Origin of the sequence: Geobacillus stearothermophilus ATCC 12980 (assembly GCF_030369615.1) — a bacterium.
GTDB lineage: Bacteria > Bacillota > Bacilli > Bacillales > Anoxybacillaceae > Geobacillus > Geobacillus stearothermophilus.
The window spans coordinates 122,358-145,049 of record NZ_CP128494.1; the positions used below are offsets into that span (position 1 = coordinate 122,358).

Annotated in this window: 38 protein-coding genes; all 38 read left to right on the top strand. The window is 51.4% G+C overall.

Translation table 11 applies throughout. From position 1 onward, the window contains the following. Nucleotides 1-88 precede the first annotated feature (88 nt). Nucleotides 89-337: a 50S ribosomal protein L7ae-like protein gene (locus QSJ10_RS00625; protein ID WP_033017245.1), complete on the top strand. Its 249-nt coding sequence runs from the start codon at nucleotides 89-91 to the stop codon at nucleotides 335-337. A gap of 90 nt (nucleotides 338-427) precedes the next feature. Further along, nucleotides 428-850, top strand: coding sequence for a 30S ribosomal protein S12 (rpsL, locus tag QSJ10_RS00630; RefSeq protein ID WP_033008650.1), 423 nt, complete (start codon nucleotides 428-430; stop codon nucleotides 848-850). Between the two features lie 39 nt (nucleotides 851-889). After that, a complete protein-coding gene (gene rpsG / locus QSJ10_RS00635; protein ID WP_033008652.1) occupies nucleotides 890-1,360 on the top strand; it encodes a 30S ribosomal protein S7 in 471 nt (156 codons plus the stop codon). Nucleotides 1,361-1,529: 169 nt separating this feature from the next. Continuing rightward, complete coding sequence (gene fusA / locus QSJ10_RS00640; RefSeq protein ID WP_049624208.1) at nucleotides 1,530-3,608, top strand: elongation factor G; 2,079 nt, start codon at nucleotides 1,530-1,532, stop codon at nucleotides 3,606-3,608. Between the two features lie 128 nt (nucleotides 3,609-3,736). Continuing rightward, complete coding sequence (gene tuf / locus QSJ10_RS00645; RefSeq protein ID WP_033017243.1) at nucleotides 3,737-4,924, top strand: elongation factor Tu; 1,188 nt, start codon at nucleotides 3,737-3,739, stop codon at nucleotides 4,922-4,924. 349 nt (nucleotides 4,925-5,273) lie between these two features. Next, nucleotides 5,274-5,582 (top strand): 30S ribosomal protein S10, encoded by a 309-nt coding sequence (gene rpsJ / locus QSJ10_RS00650; protein WP_008881945.1) that lies wholly within the window; start codon nucleotides 5,274-5,276, stop codon nucleotides 5,580-5,582. A 20-nt stretch (nucleotides 5,583-5,602) separates the two neighbouring features. Beyond that, a complete protein-coding gene (rplC, locus tag QSJ10_RS00655; protein ID WP_033008659.1) occupies nucleotides 5,603-6,244 on the top strand; it encodes a 50S ribosomal protein L3 in 642 nt (213 codons plus the stop codon). 29 nt (nucleotides 6,245-6,273) lie between these two features. Then, nucleotides 6,274-6,897 carry a 50S ribosomal protein L4 gene (rplD, locus tag QSJ10_RS00660; protein ID WP_033008661.1) on the top strand — a complete coding sequence of 208 codons (624 nt, stop codon included), beginning with the start codon at nucleotides 6,274-6,276 and terminating at the stop codon, nucleotides 6,895-6,897. After that, nucleotides 6,897-7,184, top strand: a complete 288-nt coding sequence (gene rplW / locus QSJ10_RS00665) for a 50S ribosomal protein L23 (RefSeq protein ID WP_033008663.1) — start codon at nucleotides 6,897-6,899, stop codon at nucleotides 7,182-7,184. The genes rplD and rplW overlap by 1 nt, the downstream gene beginning before the upstream one ends. Before the next feature lie 27 nt (nucleotides 7,185-7,211). Next, nucleotides 7,212-8,042, top strand: a complete 831-nt coding sequence (gene rplB, locus QSJ10_RS00670) for a 50S ribosomal protein L2 (RefSeq protein WP_011229623.1) — start codon at nucleotides 7,212-7,214, stop codon at nucleotides 8,040-8,042. A gap of 33 nt (nucleotides 8,043-8,075) precedes the next feature. Continuing rightward, a complete protein-coding gene (rpsS, locus tag QSJ10_RS00675; protein WP_003247570.1) occupies nucleotides 8,076-8,354 on the top strand; it encodes a 30S ribosomal protein S19 in 279 nt (92 codons plus the stop codon). A gap of 18 nt (nucleotides 8,355-8,372) precedes the next feature. Beyond that, entirely contained in the window at nucleotides 8,373-8,714 is a 342-nt protein-coding gene (rplV, locus tag QSJ10_RS00680; protein WP_033008668.1) for a 50S ribosomal protein L22, read from the top strand. 3 nt (nucleotides 8,715-8,717) lie between these two features. Then, on the top strand, nucleotides 8,718-9,374 hold the full coding sequence (gene rpsC / locus QSJ10_RS00685) for a 30S ribosomal protein S3 (protein WP_033008670.1): 657 nt from the start codon (nucleotides 8,718-8,720) through the stop codon (nucleotides 9,372-9,374). A 2-nt stretch (nucleotides 9,375-9,376) separates the two neighbouring features. Continuing rightward, a complete protein-coding gene (rplP, locus tag QSJ10_RS00690; protein WP_011229627.1) occupies nucleotides 9,377-9,802 on the top strand; it encodes a 50S ribosomal protein L16 in 426 nt (141 codons plus the stop codon). Next, complete coding sequence (rpmC, locus tag QSJ10_RS00695) at nucleotides 9,802-10,002, top strand: 50S ribosomal protein L29 (RefSeq protein ID WP_011229628.1); 201 nt, start codon at nucleotides 9,802-9,804, stop codon at nucleotides 10,000-10,002. The genes rplP and rpmC overlap by 1 nt, the downstream gene beginning before the upstream one ends. A 22-nt stretch (nucleotides 10,003-10,024) precedes the next feature. Further along, nucleotides 10,025-10,288, top strand: a complete 264-nt coding sequence (gene rpsQ, locus QSJ10_RS00700; protein ID WP_033008672.1) for a 30S ribosomal protein S17 — start codon at nucleotides 10,025-10,027, stop codon at nucleotides 10,286-10,288. A gap of 48 nt (nucleotides 10,289-10,336) precedes the next feature. After that, the gene (gene rplN, locus QSJ10_RS00705) at nucleotides 10,337-10,705 is read left to right on the top strand and encodes a 50S ribosomal protein L14 (protein ID WP_011229630.1); all 369 of its coding nucleotides are present in this window, start codon (nucleotides 10,337-10,339) and stop codon (nucleotides 10,703-10,705) included. A gap of 36 nt (nucleotides 10,706-10,741) precedes the next feature. After that, the gene (rplX, locus tag QSJ10_RS00710; protein WP_011229631.1) at nucleotides 10,742-11,053 is read left to right on the top strand and encodes a 50S ribosomal protein L24; all 312 of its coding nucleotides are present in this window, start codon (nucleotides 10,742-10,744) and stop codon (nucleotides 11,051-11,053) included. A gap of 27 nt (nucleotides 11,054-11,080) precedes the next feature. Beyond that, on the top strand, nucleotides 11,081-11,620 hold the full coding sequence (gene rplE, locus QSJ10_RS00715; protein WP_033008675.1) for a 50S ribosomal protein L5: 540 nt from the start codon (nucleotides 11,081-11,083) through the stop codon (nucleotides 11,618-11,620). A 29-nt stretch (nucleotides 11,621-11,649) separates the two neighbouring features. Next, on the top strand, nucleotides 11,650-11,835 hold the full coding sequence (locus tag QSJ10_RS00720) for a type Z 30S ribosomal protein S14 (protein ID WP_003247599.1): 186 nt from the start codon (nucleotides 11,650-11,652) through the stop codon (nucleotides 11,833-11,835). Nucleotides 11,836-11,868: 33 nt separating this feature from the next. Continuing rightward, the gene (gene rpsH, locus QSJ10_RS00725; RefSeq protein ID WP_033008676.1) at nucleotides 11,869-12,267 is read left to right on the top strand and encodes a 30S ribosomal protein S8; all 399 of its coding nucleotides are present in this window, start codon (nucleotides 11,869-11,871) and stop codon (nucleotides 12,265-12,267) included. Nucleotides 12,268-12,299: 32 nt separating this feature from the next. Continuing rightward, nucleotides 12,300-12,836 carry a 50S ribosomal protein L6 gene (gene rplF / locus QSJ10_RS00730; protein WP_011229634.1) on the top strand — a complete coding sequence of 179 codons (537 nt, stop codon included), beginning with the start codon at nucleotides 12,300-12,302 and terminating at the stop codon, nucleotides 12,834-12,836. A 33-nt stretch (nucleotides 12,837-12,869) separates the two neighbouring features. Then, nucleotides 12,870-13,232, top strand: coding sequence for a 50S ribosomal protein L18 (gene rplR / locus QSJ10_RS00735; RefSeq protein WP_033008681.1), 363 nt, complete (start codon nucleotides 12,870-12,872; stop codon nucleotides 13,230-13,232). Between the two features lie 19 nt (nucleotides 13,233-13,251). Then, the gene (rpsE, locus tag QSJ10_RS00740) at nucleotides 13,252-13,752 is read left to right on the top strand and encodes a 30S ribosomal protein S5 (protein WP_033017242.1); all 501 of its coding nucleotides are present in this window, start codon (nucleotides 13,252-13,254) and stop codon (nucleotides 13,750-13,752) included. Between the two features lie 13 nt (nucleotides 13,753-13,765). Next, nucleotides 13,766-13,954 carry a 50S ribosomal protein L30 gene (gene rpmD, locus QSJ10_RS00745; protein WP_033008683.1) on the top strand — a complete coding sequence of 63 codons (189 nt, stop codon included), beginning with the start codon at nucleotides 13,766-13,768 and terminating at the stop codon, nucleotides 13,952-13,954. Between the two features lie 20 nt (nucleotides 13,955-13,974). After that, nucleotides 13,975-14,415, top strand: a complete 441-nt coding sequence (rplO, locus tag QSJ10_RS00750) for a 50S ribosomal protein L15 (RefSeq protein WP_011229638.1) — start codon at nucleotides 13,975-13,977, stop codon at nucleotides 14,413-14,415. Next, entirely contained in the window at nucleotides 14,415-15,707 is a 1,293-nt protein-coding gene (gene secY, locus QSJ10_RS00755; protein WP_049624207.1) for a preprotein translocase subunit SecY, read from the top strand. Before rplO ends, secY begins: the two co-directional genes overlap by 1 nt. A gap of 43 nt (nucleotides 15,708-15,750) precedes the next feature. After that, nucleotides 15,751-16,404: an adenylate kinase gene (locus tag QSJ10_RS00760; RefSeq protein ID WP_049624206.1), complete on the top strand. Its 654-nt coding sequence runs from the start codon at nucleotides 15,751-15,753 to the stop codon at nucleotides 16,402-16,404. Then, nucleotides 16,401-17,141, top strand: a complete 741-nt coding sequence (gene map, locus QSJ10_RS00765; protein WP_053532696.1) for a type I methionyl aminopeptidase — start codon at nucleotides 16,401-16,403, stop codon at nucleotides 17,139-17,141. Before QSJ10_RS00760 ends, map begins: the two co-directional genes overlap by 4 nt. Before the next feature lie 209 nt (nucleotides 17,142-17,350). Then, complete coding sequence (gene infA, locus QSJ10_RS00770; protein WP_011229642.1) at nucleotides 17,351-17,569, top strand: translation initiation factor IF-1; 219 nt, start codon at nucleotides 17,351-17,353, stop codon at nucleotides 17,567-17,569. A 35-nt stretch (nucleotides 17,570-17,604) separates the two neighbouring features. Next, nucleotides 17,605-17,718 (top strand): 50S ribosomal protein L36, encoded by a 114-nt coding sequence (gene rpmJ / locus QSJ10_RS00775; protein ID WP_003247619.1) that lies wholly within the window; start codon nucleotides 17,605-17,607, stop codon nucleotides 17,716-17,718. 21 nt (nucleotides 17,719-17,739) lie between these two features. Further along, on the top strand, nucleotides 17,740-18,105 hold the full coding sequence (gene rpsM / locus QSJ10_RS00780) for a 30S ribosomal protein S13 (RefSeq protein WP_008881920.1): 366 nt from the start codon (nucleotides 17,740-17,742) through the stop codon (nucleotides 18,103-18,105). Nucleotides 18,106-18,130: 25 nt separating this feature from the next. Further along, nucleotides 18,131-18,520: a 30S ribosomal protein S11 gene (gene rpsK / locus QSJ10_RS00785; protein WP_011229644.1), complete on the top strand. Its 390-nt coding sequence runs from the start codon at nucleotides 18,131-18,133 to the stop codon at nucleotides 18,518-18,520. A 150-nt stretch (nucleotides 18,521-18,670) separates the two neighbouring features. After that, nucleotides 18,671-19,615 (top strand): DNA-directed RNA polymerase subunit alpha, encoded by a 945-nt coding sequence (locus tag QSJ10_RS00790; RefSeq protein WP_033017238.1) that lies wholly within the window; start codon nucleotides 18,671-18,673, stop codon nucleotides 19,613-19,615. Between the two features lie 115 nt (nucleotides 19,616-19,730). Next, on the top strand, nucleotides 19,731-20,093 hold the full coding sequence (gene rplQ, locus QSJ10_RS00795) for a 50S ribosomal protein L17 (protein ID WP_033017237.1): 363 nt from the start codon (nucleotides 19,731-19,733) through the stop codon (nucleotides 20,091-20,093). 118 nt (nucleotides 20,094-20,211) lie between these two features. Continuing rightward, entirely contained in the window at nucleotides 20,212-21,051 is an 840-nt protein-coding gene (locus QSJ10_RS00800; RefSeq protein WP_033017236.1) for an energy-coupling factor ABC transporter ATP-binding protein, read from the top strand. Beyond that, nucleotides 21,027-21,899 (top strand): energy-coupling factor ABC transporter ATP-binding protein, encoded by an 873-nt coding sequence (locus QSJ10_RS00805; protein ID WP_033008692.1) that lies wholly within the window; start codon nucleotides 21,027-21,029, stop codon nucleotides 21,897-21,899. Before QSJ10_RS00800 ends, QSJ10_RS00805 begins: the two co-directional genes overlap by 25 nt. Next, a complete protein-coding gene (locus QSJ10_RS00810; RefSeq protein WP_033017235.1) occupies nucleotides 21,892-22,689 on the top strand; it encodes an energy-coupling factor transporter transmembrane component T family protein in 798 nt (265 codons plus the stop codon). The genes QSJ10_RS00805 and QSJ10_RS00810 overlap by 8 nt, the downstream gene beginning before the upstream one ends. Nucleotides 22,690-22,692 lie beyond the last annotated feature (3 nt).

Here is a 22,692-nt window from a genome sequence, read left to right on the forward strand (position 1 = left end):
ATGAAAAAAATCCAGTTGACAATGAACAAAGAAAATGGTAGTCTAATAAAGGTGTTCCAACAACCTGGTACTTTGGAGGATATGTTACATGTCTTATGAAAAAGTATTGCAGGCTGGGAAAATCGTCATTGGAACCAAACAAACGATAAGGGCTTTAAAGGAAGGGAAAGTAACGGAAGTGATCGTAGCGGAAGATGCCGATTTGCCGATTATCGAAAAAGTGACCGCTGCTGCCAATGAAGCGAACGTGCCGGTCACGAAAGTCGACTCGATGAAAAAGCTCGGCAAAGCATGCAAAATCCAAGTCGGCGCGGCTGCGGTGGCGATTCTCCGTTGACCAGTTTGCCTTTAAACCTTTGTTTGCATACATGATGAACCACCTGGATATGTGGGCTTAAACGATACATGTGAAAGGAGGAACTTTTTCATGCCTACAATCAACCAATTAGTCCGCAAAGGACGCGAGAAAAAAGTATTTAAATCGAAATCCCCTGCGTTGAACAAAGGGTACAACAGCTTCAAAAAAGAACAAACAAACGTGGCGTCTCCGCAAAAACGTGGCGTCTGCACGCGTGTCGGCACGATGACGCCGAAAAAACCGAACTCGGCGCTTCGGAAATATGCCCGTGTCCGTCTGACGAACGGGATCGAGGTAACGGCTTACATCCCGGGGATCGGCCATAACTTGCAAGAACACAGCGTTGTGCTGATCCGCGGCGGACGTGTTAAAGACTTGCCAGGGGTGCGCTACCATATCATCCGCGGTGCGCTTGATACGGCTGGCGTTGCCAACCGGATGCAAGGTCGTTCGAAATACGGTGCGAAAAAACCAAAAGCAGCGAAAAAGTAATGAAGTGAAGAGAATGTTTTCCTGAAGGGAGGAAAAACTATGCCACGTAGAGGCCCTGTTGCTAAACGTGACGTATTGCCAGACCCAATTTACAATTCAAAACTTGTTACCCGTTTGATCAATAAAATTATGATCGACGGAAAAAAATCAAAAGCGCAAAAAATTCTTTACACTGCCTTTGATATTATTCGTGAACGAACGGGTAAAGATCCAATGGAAGTGTTTGAGCAAGCGCTGAAAAACGTGATGCCGGTGTTGGAAGTGCGCGCTCGCCGCGTCGGCGGAGCGAACTACCAAGTTCCGGTCGAAGTCCGTCCAGATCGCCGCGTCTCCCTCGGATTGCGCTGGCTTGTGCAATACGCCCGCCTTCGCGGAGAGAAAACGATGGAAGAACGCTTGGCGAACGAAATTATGGATGCTGCCAACAACACGGGCGCAGCGGTGAAAAAACGCGAAGATACGCACAAAATGGCCGAAGCGAACAAAGCGTTTGCCCACTACCGCTGGTAAGAATAGCTGCTTGAAAGGAATAGGTGAAAAGGCACAATCGACGGCCTATTCACCTATCTTCCTACATATTTCGGCTTTTTGGCCGCGTGCGCGATCATTTCTTTGCAGAACAAGAGGATGGCGGCGCCATCTATCTATTTTATTTTGAAGGAAGGAGAAAATAACCACTATGGCAAGACAGTTCTCCTTGGAAAATACTCGCAACATCGGGATCATGGCGCACATTGACGCCGGGAAGACGACGACGACCGAACGGATCTTGTTCTATACCGGCCGTGTTCATAAAATCGGGGAAGTGCATGAAGGCGCAGCCACGATGGACTGGATGGAGCAAGAGCAAGAGCGCGGGATCACGATCACGTCGGCGGCGACAACGGCACAATGGAAAGGCCACCGCATCAACATCATCGATACGCCGGGGCACGTCGACTTCACGGTTGAGGTTGAACGTTCGTTGCGCGTATTGGATGGAGCTATCACGGTTTTAGACGCGCAGTCAGGTGTAGAGCCGCAAACGGAAACGGTTTGGCGCCAAGCGACGACGTATGGCGTTCCGCGGATCGTGTTCGTCAACAAAATGGACAAGATTGGTGCGGACTTCTTGTATGCGGTGAAAACGCTCCATGACCGCTTGCAAGCAAACGCTCACCCGGTGCAGCTGCCGATCGGCGCTGAAGACCAGTTCTCTGGCATTATCGACTTGGTTGAAATGTGTGCATACCATTACCACGATGAGCTCGGCAAAAACATTGAGCGCATTGAGATTCCGGAAGAATATCGCGATATGGCAGAAGAGTACCATAACAAGTTGGTTGAGGCGGTCGCTGAGCTGGATGAAGAATTAATGATGAAATATTTGGAAGGCGAAGAGATCACGAAAGAAGAGCTGAAAGCCGCCATCCGCAAGGCGACGATCAGCGTTGAATTCTTCCCGGTCTTCTGCGGCTCGGCTTTTAAAAACAAAGGTGTTCAGCTGCTTCTTGACGGCGTTGTCGACTACTTGCCGTCTCCGGTAGACATTCCGCCCATCCGCGGGGTGATTCCGGATACGGAAGAAGAAGTAACGCGTGAAGCGCGCGACGACGCTCCGTTTGCGGCGCTGGCATTCAAAATTATGACCGACCCGTATGTCGGGAAATTGACGTTCTTCCGCGTATACTCGGGAACGCTCGATTCCGGTTCGTACGTCATGAACTCGACGAAACGCAAACGCGAACGGATCGGCCGCTTGCTGCAAATGCACGCCAACCATCGGGAGGAAATCTCGAAAGTATACGCCGGCGACATTGCGGCAGCAGTAGGTTTAAAAGATACGACAACCGGCGATACTCTATGTGATGAGAAAAACCTCGTCATCCTAGAATCGATGCAGTTCCCAGAGCCGGTTATTTCGGTCGCGATCGAACCGAAATCGAAAGCAGACCAAGACAAAATGGGTCAAGCGCTGCAAAAATTGCAAGAAGAAGACCCGACGTTCCGCGCTCACACCGACCCGGAAACAGGGCAAACGATCATTTCCGGGATGGGCGAGCTGCATCTTGACATCATCGTTGACCGGATGCGCCGTGAGTTCAAAGTTGAGGCGAACGTCGGCGCGCCGCAAGTTGCTTACCGCGAAACGTTCCGCAAATCGGCCCAAGTCGAAGGCAAATTCGTTCGCCAGTCCGGCGGCCGCGGTCAATACGGTCACGTTTGGATCGAATTCTCGCCGAACGAACGCGGCAAAGGCTTCGAATTCGAAAACGCCATTGTCGGCGGTGTCGTTCCGAAAGAGTATGTGCCGGCCGTCCAAGCTGGTTTGGAAGAAGCGATGCAAAATGGCGTCTTAGCTGGCTATCCGATCGTCGACATTAAAGCGAAACTGTTCGACGGATCGTACCACGACGTCGACTCGAGTGAAATGGCGTTCAAAATCGCCGCTTCATTGGCGCTGAAAAACGCCGCGACGAAGTGTGATCCGGTTCTCCTTGAGCCGATCATGAAAGTCGAAGTTGTCATCCCTGAGGAATACCTCGGCGACATTATGGGTGACATCACGTCTCGCCGCGGTCGCGTTGAAGGGATGGAAGCGCGCGGGAATGCCCAAGTCGTGCGCGCGATGGTACCGCTGGCCGAAATGTTCGGTTATGCGACATCGCTCCGTTCGAACACGCAAGGGCGCGGAACATTCTCGATGGTATTTGATCACTACGAAGAAGTTCCGAAAAACATCGCCGATGAAATTATCAAAAAAAATAAAGGCGAATAATTGATTTCTCTTGCTAGTTCCGCTATAAATACTTATGTAAGTAAGACTTGGGAACATTTTGTTCCCAAGCATCCTATACTTACCTAACTATACAAATTCATATTTTACTTTTAAGGAGGATCTTTCTCATGGCTAAAGCGAAATTTGAGCGCACGAAACCGCACGTCAACATTGGCACGATCGGCCACGTTGACCATGGGAAAACGACGCTGACAGCTGCGATCACGACGGTTCTTGCGAAACAAGGGAAAGCCGAAGCAAAAGCGTACGACCAAATCGACGCAGCTCCGGAAGAGCGTGAACGCGGGATCACGATTTCGACGGCCCACGTCGAGTATGAAACAGAGGCTCGTCACTACGCGCACGTTGACTGCCCGGGCCACGCTGACTACGTCAAAAACATGATCACGGGCGCAGCGCAAATGGACGGTGCAATCCTTGTTGTATCGGCAGCTGACGGTCCGATGCCGCAAACGCGCGAACACATTCTTCTCTCCCGCCAAGTCGGCGTTCCGTACATCGTTGTTTTCTTGAACAAATGCGACATGGTGGACGACGAAGAATTGCTTGAACTCGTTGAAATGGAAGTTCGCGACCTTCTCTCTGAATACGACTTCCCGGGCGATGAAGTGCCGGTTATCAAAGGTTCGGCATTAAAAGCGCTCGAAGGCGATCCGAAATGGGAAGAAAAAATCATTGAATTGATGAACGCGGTTGATGAGTACATCCCGACTCCGCAACGTGAAGTTGACAAACCGTTCATGATGCCGATTGAGGACGTTTTCTCGATCACAGGCCGTGGTACGGTTGCGACGGGCCGTGTTGAGCGTGGTACGCTCAAAGTCGGTGACCCGGTTGAAATCATCGGTCTTTCTGACGAGCCGAAAGCCACGACGGTTACGGGTGTTGAAATGTTCCGTAAACTTCTTGACCAAGCAGAAGCTGGAGACAACATCGGTGCGCTTCTCCGCGGTGTATCGCGCGACGAAGTTGAGCGTGGCCAAGTATTGGCAAAACCGGGCTCAATCACGCCGCATACGAAATTTAAAGCACAAGTTTACGTTCTGACGAAAGAGGAAGGCGGACGCCATACTCCGTTCTTCTCGAACTATCGTCCGCAATTCTACTTCCGCACAACGGACGTAACAGGCATCATCACGCTTCCGGAAGGCGTTGAAATGGTTATGCCTGGCGACAACGTTGAGATGACGGTTGAGCTGATCGCGCCGATCGCGATCGAGGAAGGAACGAAATTCTCGATCCGTGAAGGCGGCCGTACAGTTGGCGCTGGTTCCGTATCGGAAATCATCGAGTAATCAAGAAAAAAGGATGTCCAATCGTTGGACATCCTTTTTCTTTATCCTGGCTGCCAGAGAATCCTATTCATCACCGTTCTTTCAATCTTTGACGCGGCTTTGCCAAACTTCACCGTTTGGGTGTCTTGTTGAAAATGAGGCGGCCGCTATGTATAATGAGGAAGTGTGGGAAAAGCGAAGAAATCACTTGCAATCTCGCTTACATACGAGTATAATATCAAATGTTGGTCTTTGACTGCGATGAAGTGGAAGGTTGCTGACACACCCGGCCGCTTTGCCACGGCGGTGTGCAGGAAATTTCCATGGAGAAGTCTATTTTCAAAATAGGCGAAGAAGGAGGGAAACCAAAATGGCAAAAGAAAAAATCCGTATTCGTTTAAAGGCTTATGATCATCGAATTTTAGATCAATCGGCAGAGAAAATCGTCGAAACGGCAAAACGTTCTGGGGCGAAAGTGTCGGGGCCGATCCCGCTGCCGACGGAAAGAACGGTCTATACGATTTTGCGTGCCGTTCACAAGTACAAAGACTCTCGTGAACAATTCGAAATGCGGACACACAAACGTTTAATTGACATTATCAATCCGACTCCGCAAACGGTTGATTCGTTGATGCGGCTGGATTTGCCGTCGGGCGTTGATATTGAAATTAAACTTTAATCGATTAGGAGGTGTGACGAATGACGAAGGGAATCTTAGGCAGAAAAATCGGTATGACGCAAATATTTGCGGAAAATGGCGATTTGATTCCGGTTACTGTCATCCATGCAACGCCAAACGTCGTGTTGCAAAAGAAAACGATCGAAAACGACGGTTATGAAGCGATCCAATTAGGGTTTGAAGATATTAGCGAAAAACGCGCCAACAAACCGCAAATTGGCCATGCTGCCAAAGCAAACACGGCACCTAAGCGCTTCATTCGTGAAATTCGCGGCGCCAACATCAATGAGTATGAAGTTGGCCAAGAAGTAAAAGTGGACATTTTCAGCGAAGGCGACATCGTCGATGTCACAGGCATTTCCAAGGGGAAAGGGTTCCAAGGGGCCATTAAGCGCCATGGCCAGTCGCGCGGGCCAATGGCTCACGGCTCTCGCTATCATCGTCGCCCGGGTTCGATGGGTGCCATCGCGCCAAACCGCGTATTCAAAACGAAAAACTTGCCGGGACGCATGGGCGGCGAGCGTGTGACGATTCAAAACTTGAAAATTGTCAAGGTCGATCCGGAACGTAACTTGTTGCTCATCAAAGGGAACGTACCGGGCCCGAGAAAAGGATTAGTGATCGTAAAAAGCGCCGTTAAAGCGAAAGCGAAGGCGAAATAACATTTGGCCGAGAAAGGAGGAACTACGTAATGCCAAAAGTAGCATTATATAACCAAAACGGGCAGACAGTCGGAGAAATCGAGCTGAACGATGCCGTTTTTGGGATTGAACCGAATAAACACGTATTGTTCGAAGCTGTCATTATGCAGCGCGCCTCGATGCGCCAAGGAACGCACAAAACGAAAAACCGCGCGGAAGTGAGCGGCGGCGGCCGCAAACCGTGGCGTCAAAAAGGGACAGGACGCGCCCGCCAAGGTTCGATTCGCGCTCCGCAATGGCGCGGCGGCGGCACGGTCTTTGGTCCGGTTCCGCGCAGCTACAGCTACAAATTGCCGAAAAAAGTCCGTCGTTTAGCGATCAAATCGGCATTGTCTTCAAAAGTGCTCGAAAACGACATCGTGGTACTGGACCAATTGTCGCTTGAAGCACCGAAGACGAAGGAAATGGTCAAAATTTTAAACAATCTCTCGGTGGATCGGAAAGCACTCATTGTGACCGACGAACTCAATGAGAATGTATATTTGTCGGCGCGCAACATCCCGGGCGTCAAAGTCGTTCCAGCCAACGGCATCAACGTGCTTGACGTGTTAAACCACGATAAGCTCGTCATTACGAAGGCGGCCGTGGAGAAAGTAGAGGAGGTGCTTGCATAATGAAAGACCCTCGCGACATTATTAAGCGCCCCATCATCACGGAAAACACAATGAATTTGATCGGGCAAAAGAAATATACGTTTGAGGTCGACGTCAAAGCGAACAAAACGGAAGTGAAAGACGCGGTCGAGAAAATTTTTGGCGTCAAAGTCGAGAAAGTCAACATCATGAACTATAAAGGGAAATTTAAACGCGTCGGCCGCTACAGCGGCTATACGAACCGCCGCCGCAAAGCGATCGTTACGCTGACGCCAGACAGCAAAGAAATCGAACTGTTTGAAGTGTAAGACTAAAAGCGAAGGAGGGACATTCCGATGGCGATTAAAAAATACAAACCGACATCGAACGGCCGTCGCGGCATGACGGTGCTTGATTTCTCGGAGATCACGACAGACCAGCCGGAAAAATCGCTGCTTGCTCCATTAAAGAAAAAAGCAGGCCGCAACAACCAAGGGAAAATTACCGTTCGCCATCAAGGCGGGGGTCATAAGCGTCAATACCGGATCATCGACTTTAAGCGTGACAAAGATGGAATTCCAGGACGCGTTGCTACGATTGAGTACGATCCGAACCGCTCGGCGAACATCGCGCTCATCAACTATGCAGACGGTGAAAAACGGTACATCATCGCGCCGAAAAACTTAAAAGTCGGCATGGAAATCATGTCGGGTCCGGATGCGGACATTAAAATCGGGAATGCATTGCCGCTTGAAAACATCCCGGTCGGTACGCTTGTCCACAACATCGAATTGAAGCCGGGCCGCGGCGGGCAATTGGTGCGTGCAGCCGGAACGTCGGCGCAAGTGCTCGGGAAAGAAGGCAAATATGTCATCGTTCGCCTCGCTTCGGGCGAAGTGCGCATGATTTTGGGCAAATGCCGCGCTACTGTCGGTGAAGTCGGCAACGAGCAACATGAACTTGTCAACATCGGGAAAGCAGGGCGCGCTCGCTGGTTAGGCATCCGTCCGACTGTTCGAGGTTCGGTTATGAACCCAGTTGATCATCCGCACGGCGGTGGTGAAGGGAAAGCACCGATCGGACGCAAGTCGCCGATGACGCCGTGGGGCAAACCGACGCTCGGATACAAAACGCGCAAAAAGAAAAACAAATCGGATAAATTCATCATTCGCCGCCGTAAGAAATAATGAACGAGCGCAATTCAGAAGGGAGGTTCACTTATGGGTCGCAGCTTGAAAAAAGGTCCGTTTTGCGATGAACATTTGATGAAAAAAATCGAAAAGCTCAATGAAACTGGGCAAAAACAAGTGATCAAAACATGGTCTCGCCGTTCGACGATCTTCCCGCAGTTTGTCGGCCATACGATCGCCGTATATGACGGCCGCAAACATGTACCGGTATACATCACAGAAGACATGGTCGGGCACAAATTGGGTGAATTTGCGCCGACGCGCACGTTCCGCGGCCATGCTGGCGATGACAAGAAAACAAAACGGTAATGAGAGGAGGTTCTGGATATGCAAGCTAAAGCTGTTGCGAGAACCGTTCGCATCGCTCCTCGTAAAGCGCGCTTAGTCATTGACTTGATCCGTGGGAAGGAAGTGGGCGAAGCATTCGCGATTTTGCGCCACACGCCAAAAGCGGCTTCCCCGATCATTGAAAAAGTGTTGAAATCGGCTGTTGCCAACGCTGAACACAACTATGACATGGACGTCAACAACTTGGTCATTTCCCAAGCGTACGTTGATGAAGGTCCAACGTTGAAACGTTTCCGTCCGCGTGCGATGGGCCGGGCAAGCGCCATTAATAAACGCACAAGCCATATTACAATCGTCGTGTCAGAAAAGAAGGAGGGATAATCCGTGGGTCAAAAGGTCAATCCGATCGGTCTGCGCATCGGCATCATTCGTGACTGGGAATCGAGATGGTATGCGGAAAAAGACTATGCAGACCTCGTGCATGAGGACTTAAAAATCCGTGAATACATCAACAAACGTTTGCAGGACGCAGCCGTTTCCCGCGTAGAGATTGAACGCGCCGCCAACCGCGTCAACGTGACGATCCATACGGCGAAACCGGGCATGGTCATCGGGAAAGGCGGTTCGGAAGTGGAAGCGCTCCGCAAAGCGCTCACGCAATTGACCGGCAAACGCGTTCACATCAACATCGTTGAAATCAAAAAACCGGATTTGGATGCGAAACTTGTTGCGGAAAATATTGCCCGCCAGCTTGAAAACCGCGTATCGTTCCGCCGGGCGCAAAAACAAGCGATTCAACGGGCGATGCGCGCCGGGGCGAAAGGGATCAAAACGATGGTGTCCGGCCGCTTAGGCGGTGCAGAGATTGCACGTTCGGAACATTACAGCGAAGGGACGGTTCCACTCCATACGCTGCGCGCTGACATTGACTATGCGACGGCAGAAGCCGATACGACGTACGGAAAAATCGGCGTGAAAGTATGGATTTACCGTGGGGAAGTCCTTCCGACAAAGAAAAAAGCTGAGGAAGGAGGAAAATAATCATGTTAATGCCAAAACGCGTCAAATATCGCCGTGAACATCGCGGACGGATGAAAGGCCGCGCCAAAGGCGGTACGGAAGTTCATTTTGGTGAATTCGGCCTGCAAGCGCTGGAATCGGCTTGGATTACGAACCGGCAAATTGAGGCCGCCCGTCGGGCAATGACCCGCTACATGAGACGGGGCGGAAAAGTATGGATTCGCATTTTCCCTTCGAAGCCATACACAGCGAAACCGCTTGAAGTGCGGATGGGTTCCGGTAAAGGGGCTCCGGAAGGCTGGGTTGCCGTTGTCAAACCAGGCAAAGTGATGTTTGAAGTGGGCGGTGTTTCCGAGGAAGTGGCACGTGAAGCGTTGCGTTTGGCTTCTCACAAACTTCCGATCAAATGCAAATTCGTAAAACGTGAAGAAACTGGTGGTGAGGCGTAATGAAAGCGAAAGAAATCCGTGAGTTAACCACTGCCGAAATCGAACAAAAAATTAAAGCGTTGAAGGAAGAGTTGTTCAACCTTCGCTTCCAGCTGGCGACGGGCCAACTCGAAAACACGGCGCGCATCCGCCAAGTGCGCAAAGACATCGCCCGTATGAAAACGATCATTCGTGAACGTGAGCTCGCTGCCAATAAATAATGTTTGAGAGGAGGTTTGCGGAATGAGCGAACGCAATCAACGAAAAGTGTACGTCGGACGGGTCGTATCAGACAAAATGGACAAAACGATTACCGTTTTGGTTGAAACGTACAAAAAACATCCGTTATACGGCAAGCGCGTGAAATATTCGAAAAAATATAAAGCGCATGACGAACATAACGAAGCGAAAGTGGGCGACATCGTCAAAATCATGGAAACCCGCCCGCTGTCGGCAACGAAACGATTCCGCCTCGTCGAGATCGTTGAAAAAGCAGTTGTTCTGTAATCATTTCATTCCAGTTCGGGGAGATAAGTCCGAAAGGAGGTTTCGTCGATGATTCAACAAGAATCTCGCTTAAAAGTAGCTGATAACTCTGGCGCACGCGAAGTGCTTGTCATTAAAGTGCTCGGAGGCTCGGGCCGCCGCTATGCGAACATCGGCGATGTTGTTGTCGCTACGGTTAAAGATGCGACGCCAGGTGGCGTTGTTAAAAAAGGTCAAGTCGTAAAAGCGGTGGTCGTCCGCACAAAACGCGGGGTGCGCCGTCCGGACGGTTCATATATCCGTTTTGACGAGAACGCCTGCGTCATCATCCGTGATGACAAAAGCCCGCGCGGCACGCGTATTTTTGGGCCGGTTGCCCGCGAACTGCGCGACAAAGATTTCATGAAAATCATTTCGTTAGCCCCGGAAGTTATCTAATGGGACGGAAGCACGTTTCAAGGAGGTGCGAATGCGATGCATGTAAAAAAAGGTGACAAAGTGCAAGTAATCTCCGGTAAAGACAAAGGCAAACAAGGCGTCATCCTGGCGGCGTTTCCGAAGAAAAACCGCGTCATCGTTGAGGGCGTCAACATTGTGAAAAAGCATGCGAAACCGTCGCAAGCGAATCCGCAAGGCGGCATCATCGAAAAAGAGGCGCCGATCCATGTGTCGAAAGTGATGCCGTTAGATCCGAAAACAGGCGAACCGACGCGCATCGGCTACAAAATTGTCGACGGTAAAAAAGTGCGCTACGCGAAAAAATCCGGAGAGATTTTAGATAAATAATCGTGACGCAGGAAAGGAGGTACCTTTATGAACCGCCTAAAAGAGAAGTATGTAAAAGAAGTCGTTCCTGCTCTGATGAGCAAGTTCAACTATAAATCGATCATGCAAGTGCCGAAAATCGAAAAAATCGTCATCAACATGGGTGTCGGCGACGCGGTGCAAAACCCGAAAGCATTAGACAGCGCCGTTGAAGAGCTGACGTTGATCGCCGGCCAGCGTCCGGTTGTGACGCGCGCGAAAAAATCGATTGCGGGCTTCCGTCTCCGCCAAGGGATGCCGATCGGTGCAAAAGTAACGTTGCGCGGTGAACGGATGTATGAATTTCTTGATAAGTTGATCTCGGTCTCGCTCCCGCGCGTGCGCGACTTCCGCGGGGTATCGAAAAAAGCGTTCGATGGCCGCGGCAACTATACGCTCGGCATTAAAGAGCAGCTCATTTTCCCGGAGATTGACTACGATAAAGTGAACAAAGTGCGCGGCATGGATATCGTGATCGTCACAACGGCCAACACGGACGAAGAAGCGCGTGAACTGCTGGCGTTGCTGGGCATGCCATTCCAAAAATAATGATCCCATAAGGAAAGGGAGGCGAAATCGTGGCTAAAAAATCGATGATCGCGAAACAAAAACGGACGCCGAAGTTTAAAGTAAGAGCGTATACCCGCTGCGAGCGCTGCGGCCGCCCGCATTCGGTTTACCGCAAGTTTAAACTTTGCCGTATTTGTTTCCGTGAACTCGCATATAAAGGTCAACTTCCTGGCATCAAAAAAGCCAGCTGGTAATCAACCCATTGATTGGGAAGGAGGTAAAACAAAATGGTGATGACAGATCCAATTGCTGATATGCTGACCCGCATTCGGAATGCGAATATGGTTCGTCACGAAAAACTCGAAGTCCCGGCTTCGAAAATCAAGCGGGAAATCGCCGAAATTTTAAAGCGCGAAGGGTTTATTCGTGATTATGAATATATCGAAGACAACAAACAAGGCATTCTCCGCATCTTCTTGAAGTACGGCCCGAACAATGAACGCGTCATTACAGGGCTGAAACGCATCAGCAAACCCGGTTTGCGCGTATACGTCAAGGCTCATGAAGTGCCGCGCGTCTTAAACGGCTTAGGCATCGCGATTCTTTCGACATCGCAAGGCGTCTTAACGGACAAAGAAGCACGGCAAAAAGGCACGGGCGGCGAAGTAATCGCCTACGTTTGGTAATTTATTTGCTCAAGAATGGAGGTGTGTTTGACATGTCACGTGTCGGCAAAAAACCAATTGAAATTCCTGCCGGTGTCACCGTTACTGTGAACGGCAATACCGTTACGGTCAAAGGGCCGAAGGGGGAATTAACCCGCACGTTCCATCCGGATATGACGATCACCGTTGAGGGCAATGTGATCACCGTTACGCGCCCAAGCGATGAAAAACATCACCGCGCGCTCCACGGCACGACGCGCAGCTTGCTCGCCAACATGGTCGAAGGCGTTTCGAAAGGGTATGAAAAAGCGCTCGAACTCGTTGGTGTCGGGTACCGGGCGTCCAAACAAGGGAAAAAGCTTGTGTTGAGCGTCGGTTACTCCCATCCGGTAGAAATTGAGCCAGAGGAAGGGCTCGAAATCGAAGTGCCGTCCCAAACGAAAATTATCGTCAAAGGGGCAGACAAACAACGCGTCGGCGAATTGGCAGCCAACATTCGTGCTGTACGCCCGCCGGAGCCGTATAAAGGCAAAGGCATTCGCTACGAAGGCGAATTGGTGCGCCTGAAGGAAGGCAAAACTGGTAAATAACGCGGCATAGCGAAGCGAAAGGAGTGACACTCGATGATTACAAAAGTTGACCGAAACGCGGTCCGCAAAAAAAGACACGCGCGCATCCGGAAAAAAATCTTCGGCACGACTGAACGTCCGCGGTTGAGCGTGTTCCGTTCAAACAAACATATTTATGCACAAATTATTGATGATACAAAATCAGCAACGATTGTCAGCGCGTCGACATTGGATAAAGAGTTCGGCTTAGATTCGACGAACAACATTGAGGCGGCGAAAAAAGTCGGCGAACTTGTCGCCAAACGGGCGTTGGAAAAAGGCATCAAACAAGTCGTCTTCGATCGTGGCGGATATTTGTACCATGGCCGGGTGAAAGCACTAGCGGATGCCGCCCGCGAAGCTGGTCTGGAATTCTAATCACAAAGGAGGGACAACGATGCGTCGTATCAATCCAAATAAACTCGAACTCGAAGAGCGTGTAGTCGCGGTCAACCGTGTAGCAAAAGTCGTGAAAGGCGGACGTCGCCTGCGCTTTTCAGCTCTCGTCGTCGTCGGCGATAAAAACGGCCACGTCGGATTTGGCACCGGGAAAGCGCAAGAAGTTCCGGAAGCGATCCGCAAAGCCATTGAAGATGCGAAGAAAAACTTAATTGAAGTGCCGATCGTCGGCACAACGATTCCACATGAAGTCATCGGCCACTTCGGCGCTGGGGAAATCATTTTAAAACCGGCCTCTGAAGGTACCGGGGTTATCGCCGGCGGTCCGGCCCGTGCCGTATTAGAGCTGGCGGGCATCAGCGACATTTTGTCAAAATCAATCGGCTCGAACACGCCAATCAACATGGTGCGCGCCACGTTCGATGGGTTGAAACAATTAAAACGCGCCGAAGACGTAGCAAAATTGCGCGGCAAAACAGTCGAGGAACTGTTAGGATAAGGAGGGAACGATCATGGCAAAAAAACTGGCGATTACCCTCACGCGCAGCGTGATTGGCCGTCCGGAAGATCAGCGCATTACCGTCAGAACGCTCGGCTTGCGGAAAATGCATCAAACGGTCGTCCATAACGACAATCCTGCCATCCGCGGGATGATCAACAAAGTCGCTCATCTGGTCAAAGTGAAAGAAATTGAGGAATAATCGTAAGGAGGTGCTTCGCCATGAAACTTCATGAATTGCAACCAGCGCCGGGTTCCCGGAAGAAAGCGGTTCGTGTCGGCCGCGGGATCGGGTCAGGCAACGGCAAAACGTCCGGACGTGGTCAAAAAGGTCAAAATGCCCGCTCGGGTGGGGGGGTTCGCCTCGGTTTTGAGGGCGGTCAAACACCGTTGTTCCGCCGTTTGCCGAAGCGCGGCTTCACGAACATCAACCGGAAAGAATATGCAGTCGTGAACTTGGAAAAACTGAACCGTTTTGAAGACGGAACGGAAGTAACGCCGGAATTGCTCCTTGAAACGGGCGTTATTAGCAAGTTGAAATCGGGTGTGAAAATTTTAGGCAAAGGCCAAATCGAGAAAAAACTGACGGTCAAAGCACATAAATTCTCAGCATCGGCGAAAGAGGCCATTGAAGCGGCTGGCGGTAAAACTGAGGTGATTTAATGTTTCGGACAATCTCCAACTTTATGCGCGTCAGTGATATTCGAAACAAAATCATTTTCACTCTTCTTATGCTGATCGTGTTCCGCATCGGAACGTTCATCCCGGTTCCGAGCGTGAACACCGATGTGCTCAAGCTGCAAGATGAATTAAATTCGTTCGGCGTCCTGAACATTTTTGGCGGCGGGGCGCTGCAAAATTTTTCAATTTTTGCCATGGGGGTTATGCCCTACATCACCGCGTCGATTATCGTCCAGCTGCTGCAAATGGACGTTGTTCCCAAATTTACGGAGTGGTCGAAGCAAGGCGAGGTTGGCCGGCGTAAATTAGCTCAGTTTACCCGCTATTTCACGGTCGTGCTCGGGTTTATCCAAGCGCTTGGCATGTCGTACGGCTTCAACAATTTAGCCGGCGGGATGCTCATTCGAAATCCGGGCATCGGCACGTATTTGTTGATCGCGGTTGTCTTGACCGCCGGCACCGCATTTTTAATGTGGCTCGGCGAACAGATCACCGCGAAAGGCGTGGGCAATGGCATTTCGATCATTATTTTCGCCGGGATTGTCTCAGGCATTCCGACGGTCTTGAACCAAATTTACGCCCAACAGTTTGAGAATGTCGGGGAAGATGTGTTTTTGCGCATCGTCCGGCTCCTGCTTGTGGCGTTGGCGATCGTTGCCGTCATTGTTGGTGTCATTTACATCCAGCAGGCGTTCCGGAAAATTCCGATTCAATACGCAAAGCGGCTTGAGGGCCGAAGCTCGGTGGGCGGCCACTCGACTCATTTGCCGCTCAAAGTGAACCCAGCGGGAGTCATTCCGGTCATTTTTGCTGTATCGTTTTTGATTGCACCACCGACCATTGCATCGTTTTTTGGCACGAATGATGTAACATTGTGGATTCGCCGAACGTTTGATTATACCCATCCGATTGGCATGACGATTTACGTCGTGCTTATTATCGCGTTTACGTACTTTTATGCGTTCGTCCAAGTCAACCCGGAGCAAATGGCGGAGAATTTGAAGAAGCAAGGCGGCTACATTCCAGGCATCCGTCCTGGAAAGAATACACAAGAGTATGTAACGAGAATTTTGTACCGGCTGACGCTCGTCGGCTCTGTCTTTTTAGCGGTCATTGCCGTGCTGCCGGTGTTCTTCGTGAACGTTGCGAACTTGCCACCTTCTGCGAAAATTGGCGGTACGAGCTTGCTCATTGTCGTCGGCGTGGCGCTGGAGACAATGAAACAGCTTGAGAGCCAGCTGGTGAAACGCCATTACCGTGGATTCATCAAATAAAGAAGGCAAGAGCGGGCGTCCCTTGCCGATAGGGGGAGTTAGGATGAATTTAGTGCTGATGGGGCTGCCGGGTGCCGGCAAAGGCACGCAGGCCGAGAAAATCGTAGCGGCTTACGGTATTCCGCACATTTCAACGGGCGATATGTTTCGGGCGGCGATGAAGGAAGGAACGCCGCTAGGGCTTCAAGCGAAGCAATATATGGACCGCGGCGACCTTGTTCCGGATGAAGTGACGATCGGCATTGTCCGTGAACGGCTGAGCAAAGACGATTGCCAAAACGGTTTTTTGCTCGATGGATTCCCGCGCACGGTCGCTCAAGCGGAGGCGCTGGAAACGATGTTGGCCGACATTGGCCGCAAACTTGACTATGTCATCCATATCGATGTCCGCCAAGACGTTTTAATGGAGCGCTTGACCGGCAGACGGATTTGCCGCAACTGCGGAGCGACGTACCATCTTGTTTTTCATCCGCCGGCGAAACCGGGTGTTTGCGATAAGTGCGGGGGGGAATTGTACCAGCGCGCCGATGATAACGAAGCGACAGTGGCGAACCGGCTCGAAGTGAATATGAAACAAATGAAGCCGCTCGTTGACTTTTACGAACAAAAAGGCTATTTGCGCAACATTAACGGCGAACAGGACATGGAAAAGGTGTTTGCCGATATTCGTGAATTGCTCGGGGGACTTGCTCGATGATCATTTGCAAAACCGCGCACGAAATCAACCTCATGCGCGAGGCTGGAAAAATTGTTTCCGCTACGTTGGAAGAGTTGAAAAACCATATTCGCCCCGGGGTCACGACAAAGGAACTGGATGCCATCGCGGAGGAAGTGATTCGTTCCCATGGCGCCGTTCCATCGTTTAAAGGATACCAAGGGTTCCCGGGAAGCATTTGCGCTTCAGTCAATGAGGAGCTTGTGCACGGCATTCCCGGCGACCGTGTGTTATGCGAGGGCGACATTATTACGATCGATGTGGGCGCCCAGTATGAAGGGTATCACGCCGACTCCGCCTGGACGTATCCCGTTGGGGAGATCGATGCGGAGACAAAGCGGCTGCTCGACGTAACAGAACAATCGTTGTATGTCGGACTCGCCGAGGCGAAGCCAGGCGCTCGTTTGACGAACATTTCTCATGCGATTCAAACGTATGTTGAAGCGCACCATTTTTCCGTCGTTCGCGAGTATGTGGGGCATGGAATTGGTCAACACTTACATGAAGACCCGCAAGTCCCACATTATGGGCCGCCGAATAAAGGGCCGATTTTGCGTCCGGGGATGACGCTATGCATCGAACCGATGGTCAATGCGGGCAGCCGCCATGTCAAAACGTTGGCTGATGACTGGACCGTCGTGACGGCGGACGGAAAACGGTGTGCCCATTTCGAACATACGATTGTGATTACGGAAAATGGCTATGAAATTTTAACGTGAACGGATCGAGGCAGAGCCGCCTCAAGGCGCTCGGGCAGATCGGCGAACCGTTTTCAACGTTTGCAGTTGTCTAAAGCTGTTTCGCCGATTCCGCGATCAAGGCGTCCGCTTACCGACCTTCCCGTTCACCGTGGACAATTGCGCCGCCTTATGTCCGTCCGGTTTTGCGTAACACAATGTTACTCATTCGAAGGAGGGGGAGCCGCTCGATGGCAAAAGACGATGTCATTGAAGTAGAAGGCACCGTCATTGAAACATTGCCAAATGCGATGTTTCGTGTAGAATTAGAAAATGGGCATACGGTATTGGCCCATGTGTCCGGCAAAATCCGCATGCACTTCATCCGCATTTTGCCCGGCGACCGAGTGACGGTGGAATTGTCGCCCTATGATTTGACGCGTGGACGAATCACGTATCGGTATAAATAAAAGATTGCACTCCGTTTAATAAGGAGGTAAACAACATGAAAGTGAGACCATCTGTCAAACCGATTTGCGAAAAATGCAAAGTTATTCGCAGACGCGGAAAAGTCATGGTCATTTGTGAAAACCCAAAACACAAACAACGTCAAGGGTAATTTCCAAGGAGGTGTACTACGATGGCACGTATTGCAGGTGTTGACATTCCGCGCGACAAGCGCGTAGTCATTTCGTTAACATACATTTACGGGATCGGCAAACCAACGGCGCAAAAAATCTTAAAAGAAGCAGGAGTATCGGAAGACACGCGCGTCCGTGACTTAACGGAAGAAGAGCTTGGCCGCATTCGCGAAATCGTTGGCCGCTTAAAAGTGGAAGGGGATTTGCGCCGCGAAGTATCGTTAAACATTAAACGGCTGATGGAAATCGGTTGCTATCGCGGACTCCGCCATCGCCGCGGATTGCCGGTTCGCGGCCAAAACACGAAAAACAATGCCCGCACGCGCAAAGGTCCGCGCCGTACGGTAGCGAATAAGAAAAAATAATCACGCAAAGGAGGTCATTTGACGAATGGCACGCAGAACAAACACTCGCAAACGCCGGGTGAGAAAAAATATTGACACTGGCATCGCTCATATCCGTTCGACTTTCAACAACACGATCGTGACGATTACGGACGTTCATGGCAACGCCATCGCCTGGGCGAGCGCTGGTTCGCTCGGATTCAAAGGCTCGCGTAAATCGACGCCGTTTGCGGCGCAAATGGCAGCCGAAGCGGCAGCGAAAGCGTCGATGGAACACGGCATGAAAACGGTCGAAGTGAACGTCAAAGGTCCGGGGGCTGGCCGTGAGGCAGCGATCCGGGCGTTGCAGGCAGCCGGATTGGAAATTACGGCGATCAAAGACGTCACTCCAATCCCGCACAATGGATGCCGTCCGCCAAAACGTCGCCGCGTGTAACGCCCCTGTATAGAATTTGAACCATTGTCAATAATGGGATATGATAAAGACCATGGCAGGCAAGCGTAAAGAGAGATTCATGGGGGAATGTTGTTAGGCGTGTACCGTTTGGTCGGGGTCTCGACGTTTTGAAGGAGGGTATAATAATCGATGATTGAAATTGAAAAGCCGAAAATTGAAACGGTCGAACTGAGCGAAGATGCCAAATACGGCAAATTCGTCGTCGAACCGCTTGAGCGTGGATATGGTACAACTTTAGGGAACTCCTTACGTCGTATCCTATTGTCTTCACTCCCTGGTGCGGCTGTGACATCGGTGCAAATCGACGGTGTACTGCACGAGTTTTCAACGATTGACGGCGTCGTCGAGGATGTGACAGCCATCATCTTGAATATCAAAAAATTGGCGTTGAAGATTTATTCAGATGAAGAGAAAACGTTGGAAATTGATGTGCAGGGTGAAGGAGTTGTCACGGCTGCCGATATTACTCACGACAGCGATGTAGAAATTTTAAACCCGGACCTTCATATTGCTACGCTGGCGGAAGGTGGTCGCCTGCGCATGCGCATGACCGCCAGACGGGGACGTGGGTATGTCCCGGCCGAGGAGAACAAGCGCGAGGACCAGCCCATCGGCGTGATTCCGATCGACTCCATCTATACGCCGGTCTCCCGTGTTTCCTATCAGGTCGAAAATACACGGGTCGGCCAAGTGACCGACTATGACAAATTGACGATCGACGTTTGGACCGATGGGAGCATCGGGCCGAAAGAAGCCATTTCCCTTGGGGCGAAAATTTTAACCGAGCACTTGAACATTTTTGTCGGCTTGACGGATGAAGCGCAAAATGCTGAAATCATGGTAGAGAAAGAGGACGATCAAAAAGAAAAAGTGCTGGAAATGACGATCGAGGAGCTCGATCTGTCTGTCCGTTCCTACAACTGCTTGAAGCGTGCCGGCATTAACACCGTTCAGGAGCTGACGCAAAAAACGGAAGAGGATATGATGAAAGTGCGCAACCTCGGCCGCAAATCGCTCGAAGAAGTGAAAGCGAAGTTAGCGGAACTGGGGCTTAGCCTCCGTAAAGACGATTAAGCGCCAGCCCCGCCCGGTGGGGCGGACATGCGCGTTGGCCATAGATTTGGCGTTAAGCGCCGATCGACTACGACAGCAATGAGGAACACATCATTTTAAAAGGGAGGGACATTTGATGTCGTACAGAAAACTAGGACGCACGACTTCTCAACGGAAAGCATTGCTTCGCGATTTAGCGACAGATTTAATCATCAATGAACGCATCGAAACGACGGAAGCGCGAGCAAAAGAATTGCGCGCGGTTATCGAAAAAATGATCACGCTCGGTAAACGCGGCGATTTGCATGCCCGTCGTCAAGCAGCGGCATTTATCCGCAAGGAAGTCGCCAACAGTGAAACCGGCCAAGATGCACTGCAAAAGCTGTTCAGTGACATTGCGCCGCGCTACCAAGACCGCCAAGGCGGCTATACGCGCATTATGAAACTTGGTCCTCGCCGCGGAGACGGGGCGCCGATGGTCATTATTGAGCTCGTGTAACGGTTTCATTTCAACAAGGGCGAGACAGTTTCGTTTGAACTGGATCTATGCCCTTTTTTTGTTTACCATCATTTAGCAAGGCACGGCTGGAAACGTGCCAAGGCGAGGAGAAACAATCATGGCCGAACCGATCCTTTCGATCGAAGGAGTGTATTTCCGTTATCCGAACCAATCGGAGTATGCAGTGCAAAACGTGAGCTTCCAGGCCGGACGCGGGGAGTGGCTGGCGATTGTCGGCCATAACGGATCCGGCAAGTCGACCATTGCCCGGCTGTTAATCGGTTTGCTTCGGCCGGAGCGGGGCGTCATTCGCCTGTTTGGGCGCCCTCTCGATGAAACGACTGTCTGGGAGGTGCGCCGGCGCGTCGGCATGGTGTTTCAAAATCCAGATAACCAATTTGTCGGGACAACTGTCGAGGATGATATCGCCTTTGCCCTTGAAAATAATGGTGTTCCGCGCGATGAAATGATTGAGCGCATCCGTGAAGCCATCCGCCTGGTGCATATGGAGGCGTTCCTCGAACACGAGCCGCACCGGCTTTCCGGCGGGCAAAAGCAGCGTGTCGCTATCGCCGGCATTTTGGCGCTTCACCCTGATATGATCATTTTGGATGAAGCGACATCGATGCTCGACCCGCGGGGAAGGGAAGAGGTGCTCGAGACGGTTCGCCGCTTGAACCGGCAACAGCGCATTACAGTATTGTCGATCACGCACGATTTGGAGGAAGCGGCGAAAGCCGACCGCATCATCGTGATGAACAAAGGTGAGGTCATGGCGGAAGGAACGCCGGAGCAAATCTTTCGGCTTGGGGGCAAGCTCGAGCGCATCGGCCTTGATTTGCCGTTTGCCGTGAAAATGGGCAGCCGTTTGCGGGAACAAGGCATTCCGCTTCGTTCCGCACACTTGACGACGGAGGAGTTGGTCGAAGAGCTATGGACATTGTATTCGAAAAAGTAGAACATGTATACAATGCCCGTTCGCCGCTCGCCCGCCGGGCGCTGTATAATGTGAATGTGTCGATTCCCAGCGGGGCATACGTCGCCATCGTTGGCCACACCGGTTCGGGCAAATCGACGCTCCTTCAACACTTAAACGGCTTGCTGCAACCGACAAGCGGCACGATAAAAATCGGCGATGAGATCATCACCGGCGACAAGCGGCCGAAGCAGCTCAAACCGCTGCGCAAAAAGGTTGGGATTGTGTTCCAATTTCCGGAACACCAGTTGTTTGAGGAAACGGTCGAGAAGGATATTTGTTTTGGCCCGCTTAATTTCGGCGTTTCCGAAGAAGAGGCGAAACGGAAAGCGCGAGAGCTTATCAAACTAGTCGGGCTCAGCGAGGATGTGTTGGCCAAATCGCCGTTCGATTTAAGCGGCGGGCAAATGCGGCGCGTCGCCATTGCCGGCGTGCTGGCGCTTGAACCGGAAGTGCTGGTGCTTGATGAACCGACCGCTGGGCTGGACCCACGCGGGCGGAAAGAGATTATGGAGATGTTTTACCGTCTTCATTGCGAAAAACGGTTAACAACGGTGCTCGTGACTCATAGTATGGAAGATGCCGCCCGTTATGCCGACCAAATCATCGTCATGCATGAAGGGACGGTGTGGGGGCAGGGAGCGCCGGAAGAGGTGTTCCGCGATGCCGATCGGCTTGCCGCCATTGGCCTTAGCGTACCGGAGACGGTCAAGTTGAAGCGGGAGCTGGAAGCGCGGTTTGGGGTCGCCATTCCCTCTCCGTGTTTGACGATCGAACAGACGGTGGAGGCCATCCAGCAACTGTTTTCTAGGGTGAGCATTCATGACTAATCATTTCATTATCGGCCAATACGTGCCCGGCCATTCGCTCATTCACCGCTTAGATCCGCGGGCGAAGCTGCTGATCGTATTCGCCTATGTTTTCATCGTTTTTTTGGCGAATAATGCAGTGACGTATGCGGTGCTGTCGTTGTTTACGTTTGCTTTTGCAGCCCTGTCGCGCATCCCGTTTTCTTTCATTTTGCGCGGTTTAAAGCCGATTTTATGGGTCGTGTTGTTTACGTTGTTATTGCATGTATTGATGACGAAAGAAGGGGATGTCCTCTACCGGATTGGCGCGCTGTCCGTTTACGAAGGCGGCATTCGGCAAGGAATTTTTATTTCCATGCGATTTTTGCTCCTTGTGCTCATAACGACGATGCTGACGCTGACGACAACGCCGATTGAAGTGACCGATGGCGTCGAAAGCTTGCTTAGTCCATTGAAAAAATGGCGCGTGCCGGTTCATGAGCTCGCCTTAATGATGGCGATTTCGCTCCGCTTCATTCCAACTTTAATGGAAGAAACAGAAAAAATTATGAAAGCGCAAGCCGCCCGCGGCGTCGACTTTTCCGGCGGCCGGTTCTCTGAGCGGATGAAGGCGATCGTCTCGCTTCTTGTGCCGCTGTTTATCAGTTCGTTCAAGCGGGCGGATGAGCTGGCGACGGCGATGGAAGCGCGCGGCTACCGCGGCGGCGAAGGGCGGACGAAACTCCGCCAGCTTGCTTGGAAGCCGGCAGACACCGTGTTGTTAGCCGCTACGGCCCTGCTGGCGCTGTTGCTCTTTTTATTACGCTCATAGCGG